At 58.4% G+C, this 17,373-nt stretch carries 18 protein-coding genes; 1 reads left to right on the top strand and 17 read right to left on the bottom strand.

The window, feature by feature from the left end:
- The first annotated feature begins 201 nt into the window (after positions 1-201).
- Positions 202-1,575, top strand: a complete 1,374-nt coding sequence (locus tag AC1Q5S_RS20185; protein ID WP_048805410.1) for an IS5 family transposase — start codon at positions 202-204, stop codon at positions 1,573-1,575.
- A 375-nt stretch (positions 1,576-1,950) separates the two neighbouring features.
- Here AC1Q5S_RS20185 and AC1Q5S_RS20180 read toward each other — a convergent pair whose 3' ends face one another.
- From AC1Q5S_RS20180 to nagG, 17 genes are all read right to left on the bottom strand, one after another.
- Positions 1,951-2,946, bottom strand: a complete 996-nt coding sequence (locus AC1Q5S_RS20180; RefSeq protein ID WP_026437511.1) for a tripartite tricarboxylate transporter substrate-binding protein — start codon at positions 2,944-2,946, stop codon at positions 1,951-1,953.
- Positions 2,947-2,962: 16 nt separating this feature from the next.
- Entirely contained in the window at positions 2,963-3,955 is a 993-nt protein-coding gene (locus AC1Q5S_RS20175; protein WP_034303884.1) for a Bug family tripartite tricarboxylate transporter substrate binding protein, read from the bottom strand.
- A gap of 95 nt (positions 3,956-4,050) precedes the next feature.
- Positions 4,051-4,689: a maleylacetoacetate isomerase gene (gene maiA / locus AC1Q5S_RS20170; protein WP_026437509.1), complete on the bottom strand. Its 639-nt coding sequence runs from the start codon at positions 4,687-4,689 to the stop codon at positions 4,051-4,053.
- An 11-nt stretch (positions 4,690-4,700) separates the two neighbouring features.
- On the bottom strand, positions 4,701-5,402 hold the full coding sequence (locus AC1Q5S_RS20165; RefSeq protein ID WP_026437508.1) for a fumarylacetoacetate hydrolase family protein: 702 nt from the start codon (positions 5,400-5,402) through the stop codon (positions 4,701-4,703).
- Positions 5,403-5,435: 33 nt separating this feature from the next.
- Positions 5,436-6,476 (bottom strand): cupin domain-containing protein, encoded by a 1,041-nt coding sequence (locus AC1Q5S_RS20160; protein WP_228771123.1) that lies wholly within the window; start codon positions 6,474-6,476, stop codon positions 5,436-5,438.
- Between the two features lie 230 nt (positions 6,477-6,706).
- Positions 6,707-7,312: a glutathione transferase GstA gene (gene gstA, locus AC1Q5S_RS20155; protein ID WP_026437506.1), complete on the bottom strand. Its 606-nt coding sequence runs from the start codon at positions 7,310-7,312 to the stop codon at positions 6,707-6,709.
- A 58-nt stretch (positions 7,313-7,370) separates the two neighbouring features.
- A complete protein-coding gene (locus tag AC1Q5S_RS20150; protein ID WP_492239315.1) occupies positions 7,371-7,961 on the bottom strand; it encodes a 2-hydroxychromene-2-carboxylate isomerase in 591 nt (196 codons plus the stop codon).
- Positions 7,962-8,152: 191 nt separating this feature from the next.
- Entirely contained in the window at positions 8,153-9,190 is a 1,038-nt protein-coding gene (locus AC1Q5S_RS20145) for a dihydrodipicolinate synthase family protein (RefSeq protein ID WP_032489822.1), read from the bottom strand.
- 57 nt (positions 9,191-9,247) lie between these two features.
- A complete protein-coding gene (locus AC1Q5S_RS20140) occupies positions 9,248-9,883 on the bottom strand; it encodes an OmpW/AlkL family protein (protein WP_322737348.1) in 636 nt (211 codons plus the stop codon).
- Positions 9,884-9,955: 72 nt separating this feature from the next.
- Positions 9,956-10,864 (bottom strand): 1,2-dihydroxynaphthalene dioxygenase, encoded by a 909-nt coding sequence (gene nahC / locus AC1Q5S_RS20135; protein WP_026437502.1) that lies wholly within the window; start codon positions 10,862-10,864, stop codon positions 9,956-9,958.
- 25 nt (positions 10,865-10,889) lie between these two features.
- Complete coding sequence (locus AC1Q5S_RS20130) at positions 10,890-12,341, bottom strand: aldehyde dehydrogenase (RefSeq protein ID WP_026437501.1); 1,452 nt, start codon at positions 12,339-12,341, stop codon at positions 10,890-10,892.
- Between the two features lie 48 nt (positions 12,342-12,389).
- On the bottom strand, positions 12,390-13,169 hold the full coding sequence (nagB, locus tag AC1Q5S_RS20125; protein WP_026437500.1) for a 1,2-dihydroxy-1,2-dihydronaphthalene dehydrogenase NagB: 780 nt from the start codon (positions 13,167-13,169) through the stop codon (positions 12,390-12,392).
- Positions 13,170-13,232: 63 nt separating this feature from the next.
- Positions 13,233-13,817 (bottom strand): naphthalene 1,2-dioxygenase system small oxygenase NagAd, encoded by a 585-nt coding sequence (gene nagAd, locus AC1Q5S_RS20120; RefSeq protein ID WP_026437499.1) that lies wholly within the window; start codon positions 13,815-13,817, stop codon positions 13,233-13,235.
- Positions 13,818-13,831: 14 nt separating this feature from the next.
- Entirely contained in the window at positions 13,832-15,175 is a 1,344-nt protein-coding gene (gene nagAc / locus AC1Q5S_RS20115) for a naphthalene 1,2-dioxygenase system large oxygenase NagAc (protein ID WP_492239313.1), read from the bottom strand.
- An 86-nt stretch (positions 15,176-15,261) separates the two neighbouring features.
- Positions 15,262-15,576, bottom strand: a complete 315-nt coding sequence (nagAb, locus tag AC1Q5S_RS20110; RefSeq protein ID WP_026437497.1) for a naphthalene 1,2-dioxygenase/salicylate 5-hydroxylase systems ferredoxin NagAb — start codon at positions 15,574-15,576, stop codon at positions 15,262-15,264.
- 10 nt (positions 15,577-15,586) lie between these two features.
- The gene (nagH, locus tag AC1Q5S_RS20105; protein ID WP_026437496.1) at positions 15,587-16,072 is read right to left on the bottom strand and encodes a dalicylate 5-hydroxylase small oxygenase NagH; all 486 of its coding nucleotides are present in this window, start codon (positions 16,070-16,072) and stop codon (positions 15,587-15,589) included.
- A 2-nt stretch (positions 16,073-16,074) separates the two neighbouring features.
- Positions 16,075-17,346: a salicylate 5-hydroxylase large oxygenase NagG gene (gene nagG, locus AC1Q5S_RS20100; RefSeq protein WP_492239312.1), complete on the bottom strand. Its 1,272-nt coding sequence runs from the start codon at positions 17,344-17,346 to the stop codon at positions 16,075-16,077.
- Positions 17,347-17,373 lie beyond the last annotated feature (27 nt).

The following is a 17,373-nucleotide window of genomic DNA, read 5'->3' as shown; positions in this document are numbered from 1 at the left end:
GGTCTACCCAGACCACCCCCGCGCCAGTGCTAGCTTTGCGTACCGTCACTTATTGCACTGAAAACGAGGAGACCCCGTATCTGAACAGTATTTCCGCTAACCCGCATGAACACTGAGCTTTCGGGGTGAATGCCGATGGTGTGGTTTGCAGGGTTCAGGTCGAATTGATATCAATTCCTTGCAAACTGCATCGAGGTGTTGATGGGTCCGAAGCCAGCCGACGAACGCGCCGATCACGACTTGTTCCGCAGCGAGCTGCTGAACCTGATCAACCAGCGTCACGAGCTGGTTCGCTTGGCGGCACTGATCGACTGGCAGGCGTTTGAAGCCGAATGGAGTCCGGAGTTCGTCTCAACCACGGGCCGGCCGGCTCTGCCCACGCGGCTGATGGCCGCTCTGCTGTACCTCAAGCACGTGTACGCACTCAGCGACGAGGACGTGTGTGAGGGCTGGCGAGAAAACCCGTACTGGCAGCACTTCAGTGGTGAGCGGTACTTCCAGCACGAGCTGCCCTGCGATCCCTCCAGCTTGGTGCGCTGGCGCCAGCGCATTGGCGAGGCCGGCTGCGAGTGGCTGCTGGCCCATTCCATCGAAGCTGCACGCAAGGGCGGAGTGATCAAGCGCCAGAGCCTGGAGCATGTGGTGCTGGACACCACGGTGCAGCCCAAGGCCATCGCCCACCCGACCGACAGCCGGCTGCTCAACCGCGCGCGTGAGCAACTCGTCGAGGCTGCGCAAGACGCTGGGATCGACCTGCGCCAGAGCTACGCCCGGGTCGGCAAGGCTGCCGAGCACCAGGCCGGCCGCTACGCCCATGCCAAGCAGTACCGGCGCATGCAGCGCGAGATCAGGAAGCTGAGGACTTGGCTGGGCCGGGTCATCCGCGACGTGCAACGCAAGGCCGGTGAGATCGGAGCTGGGCTGAAGGCCAAACTCGACATCGCCACTCGACTGCACGCGCAAAAGCGCGGCGACAAGAACAAGCTGTATGCGCTGCACGCGCCCGAGGCAGAGTGCATCGCCAAGGGCAAAGCCAGAACGCCCTACGAGTTCGGCGTGAAAGTGTCCATCGCAGTGACGGCCAAAGAGGGCCTGGTGGTGGGCATGCGCTCCATGCCCGGCAACCCGTATGACGGCCACACGGTGGACAGCCAGCTCGAGCTGGTCGAGATCCTCACCGGCCACACACCCAAGATCGCGCTGGCCGACCGTGGCTACCGCGGTGTCGAGCCCGCGTGTTGGGCGCGACTGCTGATCAGTCATACGCGCAAGTTGCCCAAGCGGCTGAAGAAGCTGCTCAAGCGGCGTCAGGTGGTCGAGCCCATGATCGGACACATGAAGGCCGACGGCCTACTGGGCAAGAACTGGCTCAAGGGCGCGGGTGGCGACGCGCTGCACGCTCTGCTGTGCGGCGCCGGGCACAACTTGCGGATGATCCTGCGGCACCTGCGGGTGCTTTATTGCGCCTTGCTCGGACTGATCGCCATGACCGCCACGCTGGCCTTGCCGGCACCCACGTCAACATCGCCGCTCACCGCCTTGACTTCGCGCCGCTCCGCGCTGGCTCGCGGCTAAAACGAGTTGTTCAGGGCCGACTGGGTAGGAGTGGTCGGCAACGGGGCAAGTTAGCGATCGCGGTCGAGTGCCATCAAAGAATTGACCGACCTCTACCCGTGCTGGCCTGCACGCCCACAGTGTCTTCCATCATCCAGGGTGACCCGCCAGGGTCATGACAGTTAGCCCGATTCAACTGCGCCAGGTGCCCAGAAGGTCGGCAATTTCAACGAGCGCTGGGAAGCCCAGGTCCTGACGGACAAGCGTGCGGCGGTGCTCGATGCGTGCAAGCACTGCGGCAATGTCGAGTTCGCCCGTTTGGGGCCCGCTGGAGGAGCAGATCGAAGCACTGCGTGCCGCGAAAGTGGGCGGATGAAACGAGAGGTTAATGGCATCTCAAGACTCGGCGGTGAAGCCCACGCGTCTGACAACTTCCCACCACTTTTCATGTTGTTTTCGCAGGCTGGACGCCATGGCCTGCGGCGTTAAGCTGTGTGCTACCAAGCCCAGGGAGGCAAGAGCCTCCGCAACCGCCTTGCGATTGACGGCTTCGGCAACCATTTGATGAAGGCGTGAAACGGTTTGGGGCGAAACGCCTGATGGAGCAAAAAAGCCGAGCCACTGATCGCCAGCGGGGTAGTCTGCACCGAACTTTTGCTCTGCAAATGTGGGAGTGTCGGGCGTGAAGGGTGTTCGCTGCGGCCCAGAGGTTGCGATGATGCGCAATTTCCCCGCCTTTTGGAAAGACAAGAACGTCCCCGTAGGCGCAGCCATGCATGCAATCTGCCCACCGATCAGATCGGTAACTCCAGGCGCGGCGCCACGATAAGCCACGTGCCTGAGATAGACGCCAGCCTCCTTGGCTACCAGCGCCCCCAAGAGATGCAATGGTGTACCGGTACCGGGAGATCCGAAACTTGCGTGTTCAGGGTGCTCCTTGGCCCAGGCCAGGAAATCCCGGAGCCCACGCACGGAAGGCGGTACCAAGGGACCCAGCGCAAGGGCGTCAGTCGTAGTGGCTACGGTGGCTACGGGAGCCAGATCCGCGAACGGATCGTAGTCCAACTTGCTGTAGACGAAAGGGTACAAGGACAGCACGGCGTCTGGTGTGAACAACAAGGTGCTGCCATCGTCGACGGCTGCCTTGACGGCGGACACAGCTATCCGCCCACCCGCTCCGACACGGTTGTCAACGATCACGTTAACCCCGGGTTCCGTCACCGCCAATCCTTCTGCCACCCGGCGTGCAACCGCATCGACGACTCCTCCGGGTGGGAAGCCGTTGATGATCTTGAGTAATTTTGGTACCGGTTGGGCTTTGACGCTTCTTACAGTGCCGAGCGATAAGGTGGCAAATCCCGCGGCTTTCATCCACTCACGGCGTTTGATCATGGTGCCCCCCCTCTGCTCAAGACTGCGCGGTAAAACCAATTTTCTCAGCGACTGCTTGCCAGCGTTTGATGTCGTTTTTCAATCGATCGGACAAGCCTTCAGGCGAACTCCAACCAGCCTCCATGCCCATCATGGCGTAGGCCTTGACCAGTTCCGGGTTTGCAACAGCCGACTTCATGGCAGCGCTGGCTTGCTGGACCGCTTGCGCGGGCGTGCCTGCGGGCATGAATACCCCGAACCACTCGGTCATCTCACTCAAGGCGATGTGGAGCTCCTTGAAGGTCGGGACGTTGGTCAGGAAACGAGAGCGGTTGGCGCCAGTCACGCCCAGCACCCGGATCTTGCCGGTCTTCATGTGAGGGAGGAACTCACCCAAGGGCGCGGCCACCGCCGGGATGTGCCCCCCCAACAGGTCCACAATCGCAGGCTGGGAACCGCGGAAGCCTGTCTGCACCATTTTCACGCCCAAAAGCCGCCCGAGCAGCTCGCCCAAGAAATGCGGTCCAGAGCCGGTGGCACCATGGCCAAACGTGGCAGAATCAGGGTTACTCTTGATCCAGGCCAAGTAGTCGTTGAGGCTACCAACCGATTCCGGGACAGCGGGCCCGATCGCAAACCCAACCTCGCTTGTCGAAACCATACCGACCGGCACAAAGTCCTTGACCGGGTCATATCCTAGATCTTTGTACGTGTGAGGGTATAGCGTCATCATGGATGCAGGCGTCAGCAGAAGTGTCGCGCCGTTTGGTGCCGCGGCCTTAACATGCTGGATCGCAATTCGACCACCCGCCCCCGTGCGGTTGTCGACGAGCACACTGGAAGCATAGGCACCGCGCATTCCCTCAGACAACCGGCGGGCAGCCATATCGGTCGCTCCGCCTGCGGCGAGTCCAATCACGATCGTGGCCACGCCAGGGCCGGATTGCGCCAAGCTCATGCCCGGAAGGCCCCCGATTCCAAGGGAGCCCAAAGTGCTCAGGGCTGCTCGTCGGGTCAGAATATGTTTCATAATCTTTCCCCTTACATTTTCACTATTGCTCATTGATACTTGTCACTGGGCAGGGCTACGAACTGTTTATTAGGGCGAAGGCGGCGTATTTTTCGTCAAGCCGAATCAGGTTGAGCAGCTGGCGCGGCGCGCCGAAATGCGTCCAACTCGCCGCAGGCCGCGTCCACTGCGCGGATCAGGGGGTAGGGCGTCAGGTCCACCTGGAAGCGGCGGGCGCTTTCCACCTGCGGCACCAGGTAGCAGTCGGCCAGCGTGGGTGTGTCGCCAAAGCTGTAGCGGCCGCGCTTCGGGTCGACCGCCAGCAGTGCTTCGTAGGCATCGAAACCGGCGCTGATCCAGGTGCCACACCAGGCGTTGATGGCGGCCTCGTCGGCGCCGAACGTCTTGCGCAGGTACTCCAGAATGCGGCGGTTGTTGATGGGGTGGATGTCGCAGCCCACGATGGCGGCCAGCGCGCGCACCCGTTGGCGGCCGTCGGCGTCGGCCGGCAGCAGCGCGGGCGTGGGGTACTGTTCCTCCAGCCATTCGATGATGGCCGGCGACTGGATCAGCACTTGCGCGCCCGTGTCCAGCGCGGGCACCAACTGCTGTGGGTTCAGCGCCTTGAAGGCGTCCTTTAGGTGCTCTTCCTTGCCCAGGTGCACGGCCAGGTACTCGTAGGGCACGCCCTTGAGGTTGAGCGCGATGCGCAGCCGGTGTGACGTGCCGCTGCGCCAGAAGTTGTACAGCTTCATCGCGTGCAGGCTCACTCGGCCGGGCCGACGGTCAGGCTGATCTCGGCAATGCCTTCCACACGGCCGATGATCTTGTCACCCGCCACCACGGCGCCCACGCCTTCGGGCGTGCCGGTGTAAATCAGGTCGCCGGGTTGCAAGTGGTAGTAGGTGGAGAGGTCGGCAATGATCTCGCGGACGTTCCAGATCAGCTTGTCCACGTTGGACGACTGTTTGGTCTGGCCGTTGACTTCCAGGGCGATCGCGCCCTGCTCCACCACCACGCCTTGCATCGGCACGATCTCGGAGCAGACCGAGCCTTCCTCGATGTCCTTGCCGGTGTCCCAGGGGCGGCCCTTGTCGCGTGCCACCAGTTGCAGGTCGCGCCGGGTCATGTCCAGGCCGGCGGCGTAGCCGTAAATCAACTCGTGCGCCTGGTCTTCGCTGACGCGGAAGCCGGGCTTGCCGATCGCCAGCACCAGCTCCATCTCGTAGTGGTAGTTGCTGGTGCGCGGCGGGTAGGCCACGGTCGCACCACTTTCCACCAGGGTTTGTGGCGATTTGGTGAAGTAGAACGCTTGTTCGACGCTTTTGTCGACCGGACGGCCCATTTCCACCGCGTGGGCGTGGTAGTTGCGGCCGACGCAGAAGATGCGGTTGATGGGGAAGCGCTCGGTCTTGCCACGAACGGGCAGAGACTGGACGGGAGGCGGGTTCCAGAGGTAGTTGCTCACTTGCTTTCCTGTTGTGTGGTGCTTCGCGGCGGCTCAGCCGCGGTTTTCAAAGACGCCCAGCTTGCGGTGCAGGGGCGATTCGTCGGCCATGAAGATGAAGGACGGCTGGTCGGCTGAGAGGTTTTTCAGCGTCACCTCGGTGTAGCCGGGGGCGCAGCAGGTATCGGCTTCCCTCAGGGCGAAGGTGGACTCGGCGATGCGCGCCTCGCTGCGGCCTTCGATCTGGTGGAACACCACGGCGGGCGAACGCACGGGCAGGCGCAGGGTCTGGCCGGGCTTGAGCATCAGGGCGTAGAAGCCCAGGATGTTCTCGGCGTCGTCACCCGTTTCGGGGTTGACGTAGGTGACCTGCACGCATTCCTGCTCAGGCTGGTCGGCCGCCAGCGACAGCAGGGCGGCACGGGTGTCGGCCCAAGGGTAGCGCAAGAGAGGATAGCGCTTGTCGCTGCGCTGGAACACGGGGGTTGGCACCACGCCCGCACGGGTCCAGGCGCAGTCGCCCCGGCCGGGGTCGACCTGCTGGCGCTCGCCGTCGATGTGGTAGCTGGCCTCCATGTAGTACACCAGCGGCAGGTCCAGCACATCGAGCCACACCACGGGCTCGTTGCCGTCGTGGCCGTGCTCGTGCCACAGGCCGGTGGGCGTGAGGATGAGGTCACCCCGGCTCATGGGGCACTTCTCGCCATCCACGGTGGTGTAGGCGCCCTCGCCCTCCACGATCATGCGCACCGCGTTGGGGGTGTGGCGGTGGCTGGGCGCCCACTCGCCGGGCAGCAGCAACTGCATGCCCAGGTATATGGCGGCGCTGGCTTGCATCTTCTCCAGGCCGTGGCCGGGGTTGGCCAGCACCAGCACGCGGCGCTCGGCCTTCTCAATGGGGGTCAGCTCACCGGCCTTGAGCAGCAGCGGCTTGAGCGTCTGGTAGGACCAGTAAGTCGGCTGCGTCTGGCGGGTCGGGACATTGGGCGGCAGCACCGCGCGTAGGCTGGGCCATAGCGGCACCAGGTTAAGTTGTTTGAGTTCGTCTCGGTAGTCCTGCGGCAGGTCTTCCAGTCGGCCAAGTTCGTGACTCATGGTGATACGCTCCTCTTCATCAAGCATGTGGATAGGGGAAGCCGATATCCCTCACGCTTCGATCAGACCAAAGCAAGTATCGGCAATTTCTGAATCCGACCGCAGTCGGAAAAAGGGGCTCGTAATCTGTGTGCATCGAAATTTGATCGAGGCCGCTGCCCACGGCTGCCCCGCGGCATGGCTGGCCGCTCATGGAGGCTGGCCATGCTTTATTTATTTCTCTAAAAAAATCAGATCAAACCTTCAGCCGACAATGTGGCCCGGACTGCTGGACGTTCAGCCACGCGGTTGAGGTAGCCTTGCAGGCCGGGCCAAGGCGAAAGGTCCACATTCACGTAAGCCCCCCAGCCAAGCACAGTAAACAAGTAGGCGTCCACCACGGAAAAGTCGTTCCCCATGGCCCAAACCTTGTCACCGAGCATCTGCTCGGTATGGGCAAGACGGCTTTCCAATTGGGCCTTGATGACTGGCTTGGCATCCTGTGGAAACACCGGGCTGAACAGCGCTCCGAAGCTTTTATGCAATTCGGTGGAGATGAAATTCAGCCATTCCATCAGTCGGTAACGCTCCAGCGAGCCAGCTGCCGGTGCCAGGCATTTTTCTGGCACACGGTCAGCGAGGTATTGAACGATGGCCGGCCCTTCGGTGAGCACCTGCCCATCATCCATTTGCAAAGCGGGGACACTGCCCACGGGATTGACGGTCTTGTAATCAACACCAGTCTCAGTCACCTTGGTGCCGAGATCAACCTTTTCTAGCTGAAAGTCAAATCCACCTTCACGAAGGATGATGTGAGGCGACAATGAACATGCGCCGGGGCTGTAATAAAGCTTCATGAGACTCCTTAAAATCAAGGCGTGGTTGAAAAATCAGAAAAATCGATGCACTGAGAATTTATGGTTGCGTTTCCTTTTGCAACCTGCTCTCAAGCATGAAAAGGCGGTCATTTCCCCACCACATTTGATCATCCCAAAACACGGTGGGAACCCCGAAAACCTTTCGGTCAATGGCCGCCTGCGTCTCTTCGTCGTATGCCTTGGCGGCATTTTCGCTGTTCAAAAAATCTTCAAATTCACCGAGATCCCAGTTTAGCTTGTCGCATACCTCAGCCAGCAAGCTATCAGCATCCAGTGCCCACCCTTTCCCCCAAGCCGAATCGAAAACAAGGCGAACATATTCAGCGGCTCGCTCCCTGGCTGCCGGGTAATACAGTCCGGCATTCACCCGGCGGCTGTTGAAGTTAGGGGGGAAAACCAACGGAATCCTATAGAGATCGGCCCATCGCTGCAAATCCACCTTTAAGTAGTCAAGCTTGACCTTGAGGTCCCGATTGGATGGGCCGATGTTGCCAATGGCCGTTTTTGCTCGCGCCAAATCAATGGCGTGATACTGGATGGAGAATCCATAACGCCCGGCGAGCACCGACAAACGGTGGTTGGCCAGATACGAAAATGGGCTCAAAAAATCGAAATAAAAATCGACCATCACGATCGTGCACTCCCAACAAAGAGAAGATGGCAATAGTGTGAGATTGCTTCAGGGCGATCGGTGCACCCTGCGCTTGTGGCGCTTCCACTCTGTACTGGCATATTTTTAACTCGCCGACTGCACTAATCCAGAAAACCTCCAGATCAGCAGGTTGTGCTGATCGGAGATGTCTGACTCAGGGCCTGGACTTACTTCTTTTTCGAGTTGGTTGCCGTTTTGGTTTTCCTCAATTCCTTGGCATACTTGGTATGCAGTGCGGCCCAGGCCTTGCCTGATTTTCGGGCACCTGCAAGGTATTCGTCGGGAACCAGCGTATAGGGTGGCCGGCACGGCCCCGCCTTGAGCCAGCCGGCCTCGTCCATTCGTGCTTTTTCGAGGCCAATGTTGTATTTTGAGAATTCCGAGAAATCGCCGCGTGGAAACAGTGTGGCATCGGCTGCGCGCATGTCATCTGAAATAGCCTTGGCCTTGGCCCAATCACCTGTATTTTTGGCCTTTACCACCTCATCGCGCAGCACAAGGGCGGTCGCTGGGCCGCACATGGAACCGCTAGACCAGAAAGCAGTCATGCGCTCGGGATTGATCCGGGCCGCAGCGTAGTAGTCATCCTCATGCGGAAGGAAGCGAATATTTGGGGCCAATTTCAGATCCAAGTCCAGCATCCCGATGCCCAAGTACTTGGCTGTGACAACCTGCGGGATTTTGGACATTTCGGCCCAAAACGGGCGAGGAAAATCAAATTTGAAAGCCTCCGGGTTGGCGTAGACAGCGATGGCTGCATCTGGCACTGCTTCCGCCACATCGCGATAAAATTGCACGGCAGTAGGCAGATCCATCTTCACCCACATCGGCACGCCGAGCATTGTTCCTTGGGCGCCAATGTCGATCAATTCGCGGGTCTGGCGTATGACTTCACGGGTATTCAAGGCCGTTGTGCCGCAGAAGTAGGGCACTCGACCGCGCGCGGTTTCCACGACCGTTGAAACAAAATCCCGCTTCTCCTCCCACGTCAGCGTCGCGCATTCGCCAAAGGTGCCGTGGCTCAGAATGCCATTGACGCCGGCCGCAATCAACTCCTCGACAATCCGGGCCGTCTCGTCGAGATCGACCGTGTGCGTGCTGCGCCAGTCCGAGGCATCCGGCGTGGACGGGGTCGGCATGATGACCCATGCGCCTTGAATATCCGCGGCGGTCAGGCGCACCGCTTTGCTCGTCTTTCTTGTCATTCAAATTTCCTTTGAAAATGGTGATGCAAACAGAATTTTGGAATCAATGTGGACCGATCAGAATCTCCGGCCAATCGCAATCGACGTCAGCAGCGGATTCAACGTTACGCGGGCTGTAGCAACTTGAGGCCCAAGAAACCCCGATGCATCTGTTTTTAGATAAAGTTTTCGGATATCAAAGCTGACGAACCAGTCGCGGTTGATGTTCGCTTCTGCACCGATGTGGAGCACAGGTGCCCACGCATGATCTGCATCGAATGAGGTCAGATTGGCATCTTTGCTTTTCAGAATTCGAGTGTAGTTGATCCCCGCCCCCACGTACGGGCGAACCAATCCCATCTGTGGCAGGTTGTAGGTCGCCGACAAAACTGCAGGAGCATATTGGACACGGCCCAGCAAAATCGGAGGCAGCGTGCCTGCGCCCGTCACTTTTGTGGTGGGTGGAATGCCAACAATTAATCGCGCGTTCCAGTTATCGTTAATGATGTAACCGAAGTCAAATGTCAAAGCGTTGTTGTCACTGGCGTCAGCGCTTCCACCCGGCACCCTTGTTCCGTCAATCGAAACTTTGGCGCTCGCATCGAAGGCTACGTTGGTGGCGCCGATGCGATATGACCAACGGGAATCCTCGGCATATGCGGTGCTGAGCATCAGCATCCCAAGTCCTGCGAGGGAAATGGCTTCTTTGATCATCATTGTCTCCTTTTTTTTATATGGAACTGAATGGGGAAAACAGATGCGATCGATTTCGCATCTGTTACATGGCTAGCTCAGTTTGACGTCCAATCCATAACCGGTGGCCTCGATGGTGTGGCCGAAAATGTCGCCGACGTAATATTCCGATTCAGCAATGGCGGGGGCGCCTCGCCACCCAGGTTCTATCAGCCAGCCGGAAGGTGTTGCCCCGTAGAACGTCAGCGCCTTATCGTTGGAATGGATGCCCAATTGCAAGGCAATGTCAATCTTTTCCTTCGTGAAAAGCTGGTGTGTGCAACCCAAATCTTCGATATGAGTGTATTCAATCATCAGATGATTGAGGCGCTTGGCCGCAGGCATTGCACCGAAAGCGATGGAATGATCGCGAGCATTGCAATGCATGAACGTCAACTCAGCCGTCATGCCGTTGGGCAAAGGAAGGCGGTACTCGACATCTCCACGAAATCCCAGCAAGCTATAGAACTTACGTGCCGCTTCAACATCGTTCTGACGCACGATGCAGTGGCCCAGGCCCTGATCACCGGTTAGAAATTTCCCGTGCAAGGGACGACCGGGATGGAAGGGGTTGTTCAGGTCAATCCGGGGTCCCCAGAAAATCTCGGTCGGGTTGCCCCCCGGATCTTCTGTCTTCATCAGGCCCAGCACCATCCGTTCTTGTGCTTCGGCTTTGTCGCACACGCGGACTTTGTAGCCTGCGTCCACGAGCTTTTGACCCAATGCCTCGAATTCCGGTTGACCGGCGACACGCCAGCCCAGGTATTCAAGGTCATCTTGACCGTTGTGATGAACCACGATCCGATGGTGCCAATTGTCCATTCGCAGATAGAAGCGATCCTTGTCACCCTCATCGAGGACTTGAAGTCCCAGCATGTTTGCGGCAAAGGATTTCCACGCTGCGGGATCCTTGACCGAAATGCCCATGTACCCCAATTCAATGACAGTTGCTGGCTTGTTCATGGTTTAACTCCTTTGTTGCTTCAGCTTAGAAGGGATACTGCTGCTCGAATGGTTCAATGGTCAGCCACTTGAGTTCCGTGAACTCGTCGATCACCGCGCGTCCGTCGAAGCGGCCATAACCGGTGGCCTTTGTTCCGCCATAAGGCGCCTGAGCCTCGTTCTGTACGGTGGAGCCGTTGATATGGACCGAGCCGTATTCGATCGCCATGCCCACGCGCAGAGCCCGGTTCACGTCCCGGCCAAACACGCCCGATGACAGGCCGTAGGCGCTGTCATTGGCAATGCGGATGGCGTCCGCTTCGCTCTTGCACCGGATAACCACAGTGATGGGACCAAAGGTTTCCTCATCGTAGATCTGCATGTTGGCTGTCACGTGGTCCAGGATCGTGGCGGGCATGACTGCACCCTCGGCCATGCCGCCGCACACGACCTTGGCGCCCTTATCGATGGCATCTTTGAACAGAGCATTGATCCGGTCCCCCGAGTTGGGCGACACCATCGGGCCGATGATGCAGTCCCCGGTGACGCATGGATCGCCTGCGCTCAACTGCTTGGTTTTCGCGGCGAATTTCGCGACAAATTCGTCCGCGATCTTCTCGTCGACCACCAGGCGTTCGGTGGACATGCAGATCTGGCCTTGGAACAGGAAGCTGCCGAACACCGCTGCCTTGACCGCCGCGTCGATGTCAGCGTCGTCCAGAACGATCAGCGGGGACTTGCCGCCCAACTCCAGCAAGCAACGCTTGAGATGCTGGGCCGATTTCTGGGCGATGATGCGCCCCACGCGAGTGGAGCCCGTGAAGTTGATGCGACGAATCTCTTTAGACGAAATCAGCGCATCTGCAATATCGGGCGACCGGTCCGGGGAGGAGTTCAGATAATTGAGCACGCCAGCAGGCAGGCCGGCCTCCTGCAGGCACTTGGTGATCAAAGCGTGCGTGCCGGGGCTGAACTCGGAGCCTTTGAACACAACGGTATTGCCGCAGACCAGCGGATAAGCGATGGCCCGCGCCGCGAGCACGGCGGTGCCGTTCCAGGGAACGATGCTCAAGATGGGGCCAACCGGCTGACGCAGCGTCATCGACAGGGTGTCAGGCTTGTCCGTCGGAATGGTTTCGCCTTGAATTTGGGTGGCTAGTGAGGCGGCTTCCCGGAATACATTGGCCGACAGGTGCACGTTGAACCCCGCCCACAGCGCGGAGGCTCCCACTTCCTTGGCCATCACTTCGATGAACTCGGGCGTTTTGCTCTCCATGACGTCTGCCACCTTCAAAAGAAGGCGCCGCCGCTCCGAAGGCCCAACGGCCTTCCAAGATTTGAACGCCTCTTGAGCGGCTCGAGCCGCATTGACCGCATCGTCCACCGTGGCGTTCGCGCATTGGGTCACGACCTCGCCACTGACAGGGTGCTTGCGATCAAATGACTTTTTGTCACTCGAAGCGCTCCAGGTGTTGTTGATAAACAATTTCGTCTTCATGGGTTGTCTCCTGGGAATGGGGTTGAAAAATCTAATTTGATTGAAAATTCACTTTCGGCCGAGCGCCATGCCGCCATCAATGCCGATTACGGTGCCAGTGATGAACTTCCCTTGTTCCCGGGAGGCCAGCAAAAGATACGGTGCTACCACGTCCTCGGGCCTTGCTGCGAACCCCAAGGGGGTCAGGCCCTTTATCATGTCATCGATGCCGGGCATGTCTTTCATTTTGGTTTTGTCGAAACCGGCGCTTGCCGGCCCCGCCAAAGAAGTGACCGTACCACCTGGCGCAACGCCATTGACCCGGATGTGCGGGGCCAATTCGTAGGCCAACGCCTTGACCATACCCAGCACTGCATGCTTGCTGGCCATGTAGCAAGAGCCGCCGCCGCCGACCGCATAGGAAGAAACGGAAGCCGTCACTACGACCGATCCGTTCGTTTTTTTGAGTTCCGGCAAGGCCGCGCTGATGCCGCTGAAATAGCTTTTGACGTTGATGTCAAATATCTCGTCGAAACTGTCAGAGAATTTCTCCCATGGCTCGTCGACGCCCAACATGTAATCCCATATCCCGGCATTTCCGATGAAGCAGTCGAGGTGTCCGAACCTGGCGATCGCCTTGTTGACCAGCTTTTCATTAGTGGCGTGATCACGGACATCGCCCGCCACGATCTCAATGGCATCTTTGAATTCACTGCGAAGACCCGCCTCTTGTTCCTCATTGCGAACAAGTGCGGACACGCAATAGCCAGCTGCTTTGAAGGATCGAACCAGTTCCAGCCCGATGCCCGAGCCGGCTCCAGTAATGGCAATAACTTGCTGTGTGCTCATGTCAATAAATTTCCGTTTAAAACAATCAAGGATGACCGCCATCAAGGCAGGCATCCCCAGGGTTCACAGGAAGGTCAACAGATTGTGGGTCTGGAGAATGCGCTCCGGGTAGTCCACAAGACGTTCCACCAGTTGGATACCACCACCTTCGATGCGTTTCCATTTGTCTTCACGCGTTGCATAGAAGACGTCAACTTGGTTTCCTCGTCTGGCGCGATGGAGAATGAGGTTGGACCGCACATGCAGCATTTCCGGTGCGCTCTTGTCCTTGGCCGCCGTGACATTGGTGACGAAGCGGGTGAAGCGGATCTTCGGGCTGTTGGCCCAGTTCTGAGGATCCATCTGGTGTGCAACTCGAACTTTCAGCTGTTGATAGTTCTCGTTGTAGATATTCACCGCATCATTCAGTTGGTATCGACGCTCGGAAGTGGAGCGAAGTTCTCGCGAGATCACTTGGTATTTGATCTCGGGGGCAACGCAGTGTTCAAGCCAGGCTTTGTAGGCCTGAATGTCCAGCAGGTGCGCTTCGCGGGTCAGGAGCGTGTTGACTTCTTGCAGTAGTGCATCATCTTGTACGATGAAGAAACGGTGAAATTCTTCGGCGTCGTGCGCGGAGACCAGCTTGTCTTCCTGGGTATTGATCATCATGATTGGCTCCTGGATTAGCGATCAGTCGTCTTGGTGAGTTCGGTGTGCCAATTTCGGGAGGTGTTTTCGAACTCGGCCCAATTGGAGCTGCTGATGTGAGCCTGGTAGGCACGGTAGAATCCGCGATAGCTGGTTTCGCCGATTGCCGATTTGGCAACGACGCCCGGATAGCATTCGTCGCCGTAGACGTCCTTGCCGAAACCCAAATTGGCAATCAGATCACTGTTGCTGGATTGGTATTTCTTGGCATTTTGCGACTCCGTCTCCATGTTGTCGTTGTCGTCGCTTTCCCAGAATCCTGCTGGTCCGAAAGTGCGCTGAACCGCGTCAGCCAAGCGACGCTTTAAGTCCTCAGGCATGTCTTTTTCTACGATGGCATACGTCCAAACCTCGGTCGTGTTTTCATCGATCGGGTTCCAGACCTTGAAGACACCGGAGCAGGTCAAAATGCTGTTGTTCGGGAAAACCGTGCAGTTCAGATGGCTGCGGTAAATCCGCGCCCGGACATCGCCGATTTCTTTGGCGAGCTTTTCCTGTTTTGCGCCGCCGAATGCCATCATTTCGGGAACCAGATCAGCGCTGTGGACACCGGAGTAGCCGTCCCACAATACGCCCATTCCACTGCCATACTTGCTGGTCATTTGCAAGCCCGCGCCTTCGGGTGGAAGCATAGCGTTGCCCGCAAGAGGAGTAAATATCGACTGCCCTGAGCGCAAAGACGATGCGTGCGTCCAACCAACGTGGTAGGCGTCACCTACAAAGTTTTCCGCAGGAGCCTTCCAGTTGGCCTTAATCACCACTTTGCCGGGGGGGCCTACAAGTTCCAGGCCACCAGAGTGCTTGAAGATGGGTTCCAGGTACCAGGCTGCATCACCCAGATAATCGATGAGCGGGGGAGCTTCTGCATCAAAACAGCCATAGATAAAGCCATGAAAGCTTTCGATGCGGGGGACTTCTTTCAAGCCCAGGCATTTCTTTTTGATCGCATCGCCGTACAACTCTTTTTCAAAGGGAACGCTTTGCAGTTCGCCGTTGGAGCCAAAGCCCCAGCCGTGGTAACTGCACACAAAGCCTTTCGCATTTCCGGCTTCAGCGTGAACTAGTGTCTTGCCCCGGTGACGGCAAACATTCAAAAAGGCTCGCACCGAGCCATCGTTCTGGCGGGAGACGATGACTTCATCGACACCCATTTTGGCTGTGACATAGTCGCCGGGGGAGGGAATCAAGCTGTCATGGGTCAGAAAAAGCCAGTTTCGCGCGAAGATGGTCTTCAATTCGTGCTGGAAAAGTTCTTTGTCGCCATGAATCAGGTGCTTTTGCGTCAGCCCTGCTTCACTCACCAAATTTTCATAAATCATGATTAATGTCTCCGTTTTTTGGCTAATGGGTGGATTGGATGGTTTGGTTGATTGGTCCGAATTCAGCCTCCTGATTGAAAGCAGTCTTACTCCATTTTGAGCATCACGCGCATGTTTTCAATTTTGACGGGGTAGGTTTTGATGTCCTTTGTCAGGGGGGTGCACAAGGCTTTGCCTGTGCAGACATCAAATCGACCTTGGTGCAGAGGGCATTCAATTTCCCGGCCTTCGAGAAAGCCATCGCTCATGCGCGCAGCGCCGTGCGTGCACAGGTTATCGGTGGCATAAATCTCCCCCTCGACCTCGTAGAGCGCAATTTCCTTGCCGTTAACTTTGACGCCGACCACATCGCCTTCAGGGATGTCGTCAAGACAAGCTGCATCAATCCAGTTCTGAGTCATGTGCGTCGCCTCAGATTGGATAGATCACAGAGTTGGGGATCATTTCGCTGTCGTAAACGCACAGGCGCGACTTCAGCTTGAGGCCCTCGGGCGTGCGCACGATCACGTCTCGGTAATAGCCGGCGTTGAAAATCGTGGAATCGCCGTCGTACTTGGTGCGAATCACGGCATAGCTGGCTTCGGCGGTGATGCGCTCGCCATCCGCGTCACGCTCCACTGACAGCACGCGCGGCGTGCCCACGATGTGGCGCTGGTAGTAGGGGTCGTGGTACATGGTTTCCTTGACGCCGTACACCCGGTCGCGGATCATTGCCTTGCTCTCCAGCGCCAGCAGGCACAGCGGCAGGCCCTGCTCAAAGTTCTCGCGCGGCTGCAGGCGGTAGGTGCCGGTCTCGATGAAGAAATCAGGCCACTTCTCCCAATTGGCGGAGTCGCACACCATGGCGTAGTCGCTGTACAGGTTCAGCAGTTCGAAATAGGTTTTGAAGTCGACCATGTTTATTCCCCCATCACCTTGCGCCAGTAGTCGTACATGCCGCGGATCAGCGTCTCGGTGACCATGTGGTCCGTGTCGCCGATTTCGTGACCGCCCATCTCGATCACGGTGCGGTGCGACGGGTTCTGCTCGAAGCCTTCCTGCGACCACTCGATCACCTCGCCGTCATCGGCCGACACGAAGCCCGCCGGCCCGAACAGGTTGGCCTGGATCAGGCGGCGCTGGGTCCACTCCTCGTTGTCGTCCTCGAAGCCGAAGTGGGTCCAGACGAAATCGAAGGAGCCGTGACCGTTGGGCTGGATGTGGCGGGTCGATACGCTGTTGACCTGCTGCTGGATGATCACGCTGGGGAAGATCGTGGTCATCACCGCAGTCGGACCGCCCCACCAGGGCTCGGGCACGATGTCGAGCAGGCGCGGGTCGTTCACCTTCATCTGTTCCTTGAAGCTGTCCACGCCGGACACGACCTCCTCGTTCTTGCCGCCCTGACCGCGCGTGGAGATCATTGCGGCGTGGCGGAACTTGGCGTCCATCTTCAGTTCCGACTTGTTGTCGGCGCGCCAGAGCCCGAAGGTCGAGAACCAGGTGTGCAGCAGGCCCGGGTGGTAGGGGTCCTTGATGTTCTCCTGCATCAGCTTCCAGTTGCCCGGGATGCGCTGGCGGCGGTAGCCCAGGATCTTGAGCTTGCGGCCATTGAAGACGCGATCGAAGTAGTGCAGGATGGTTGGGCCCAGGAACTCCTCGAAGGGCTCGACATCGTGGTCAAAAGAGGCAAACACTGCACCGCCTCGGGCGGCCACCTTGAGCTTGGTCAGGCCGTGTTCTTCGAGTTTGAAGTCCTTGGGCATGCCGCCGTTGACCTTGCCGTCCTGCTTGACGCCACGGCGGAAGGGCACGCCCTGCAGGTCACCCTTGAGGCTGTAGTTCCACTGGTGGTAGGGGCAGAAGAAGTCCTTGGCGTTGCCGTGGCGCTCGCGGCAAAAGCGCATGCCACGGTGGGCGCAGACGTTCTCCACCACGTTGATGCCGCCATCCGGATCACGCACCATGATGACCGAGCGCTCACCGATCACCGTTCGCTTGAAGTCGCCTGGATTCGGAATCTCGGCTTCCAGGCCTACATAGCACCAGTGGTTTGCATAGAACAGGCGCTCCAATTCGCGCTTGTACAGGTCTTCGCGGGTGTAGGCCCAGAAGGGAACGCGGCTGCTACCTTCGCCCGGCCATTTCGGATCTTGGGGAAACACGGGTTTTAATCGTTGGGGTTCACTCATGGCTTGGTATCCTTGGGTTGAATTGGG

It is taken from the genome of Acidovorax sp. GW835-FHT14B10 (genome assembly GCF_058793725.1).
The sequence above is the reverse complement of the archived record's forward strand: the minus strand, read 5'-3'. Positions and strand labels throughout refer to the sequence as shown.

Excerpts from the sequence above, each read along its gene's own strand:
- AC1Q5S_RS20180 (WP_026437511.1), bottom strand. The coding sequence starts at position 2,946 with ATGATCAAACGCCGTGAGTGGATGAAAGCCGCGGGATTTGCCACCTTA.
- nagG (WP_492239312.1), bottom strand. The coding sequence starts at position 17,346 with ATGAGTGAACCCCAACGATTAAAACCCGTGTTTCCCCAAGATCCGAAA.
- AC1Q5S_RS20140 (WP_322737348.1), bottom strand. The coding sequence starts at position 9,883 with ATGATCAAAGAAGCCATTTCCCTCGCAGGACTTGGGATGCTGATGCTC.
- AC1Q5S_RS20145 (WP_032489822.1), bottom strand. The coding sequence starts at position 9,190 with ATGACAAGAAAGACGAGCAAAGCGGTGCGCCTGACCGCCGCGGATATT.
- AC1Q5S_RS20130 (WP_026437501.1), bottom strand. The coding sequence starts at position 12,341 with ATGAAGACGAAATTGTTTATCAACAACACCTGGAGCGCTTCGAGTGAC.
- nahC (WP_026437502.1), bottom strand. The coding sequence starts at position 10,864 with ATGAACAAGCCAGCAACTGTCATTGAATTGGGGTACATGGGCATTTCG.
- nagH (WP_026437496.1), bottom strand. The coding sequence starts at position 16,072 with ATGGTCGACTTCAAAACCTATTTCGAACTGCTGAACCTGTACAGCGAC.
- maiA (WP_026437509.1), bottom strand. The coding sequence starts at position 4,689 with ATGAAGCTGTACAACTTCTGGCGCAGCGGCACGTCACACCGGCTGCGC.
- AC1Q5S_RS20150 (WP_492239315.1), bottom strand. The coding sequence starts at position 7,961 with ATGGTCGATTTTTATTTCGATTTTTTGAGCCCATTTTCGTATCTGGCC.
- nagB (WP_026437500.1), bottom strand. The coding sequence starts at position 13,169 with ATGAGCACACAGCAAGTTATTGCCATTACTGGAGCCGGCTCGGGCATC.
- AC1Q5S_RS20185 (WP_048805410.1), top strand. The coding sequence starts at position 202 with ATGGGTCCGAAGCCAGCCGACGAACGCGCCGATCACGACTTGTTCCGC.
- AC1Q5S_RS20160 (WP_228771123.1), bottom strand. The coding sequence starts at position 6,476 with ATGAGTCACGAACTTGGCCGACTGGAAGACCTGCCGCAGGACTACCGA.
- nagAb (WP_026437497.1), bottom strand. The coding sequence starts at position 15,576 with ATGACTCAGAACTGGATTGATGCAGCTTGTCTTGACGACATCCCTGAA.
- gstA (WP_026437506.1), bottom strand. The coding sequence starts at position 7,312 with ATGAAGCTTTATTACAGCCCCGGCGCATGTTCATTGTCGCCTCACATC.
- nagAd (WP_026437499.1), bottom strand. The coding sequence starts at position 13,817 with ATGATGATCAATACCCAGGAAGACAAGCTGGTCTCCGCGCACGACGCC.
- AC1Q5S_RS20175 (WP_034303884.1), bottom strand. The coding sequence starts at position 3,955 with ATGAAACATATTCTGACCCGACGAGCAGCCCTGAGCACTTTGGGCTCC.
- nagAc (WP_492239313.1), bottom strand. The coding sequence starts at position 15,175 with ATGATTTATGAAAATTTGGTGAGTGAAGCAGGGCTGACGCAAAAGCAC.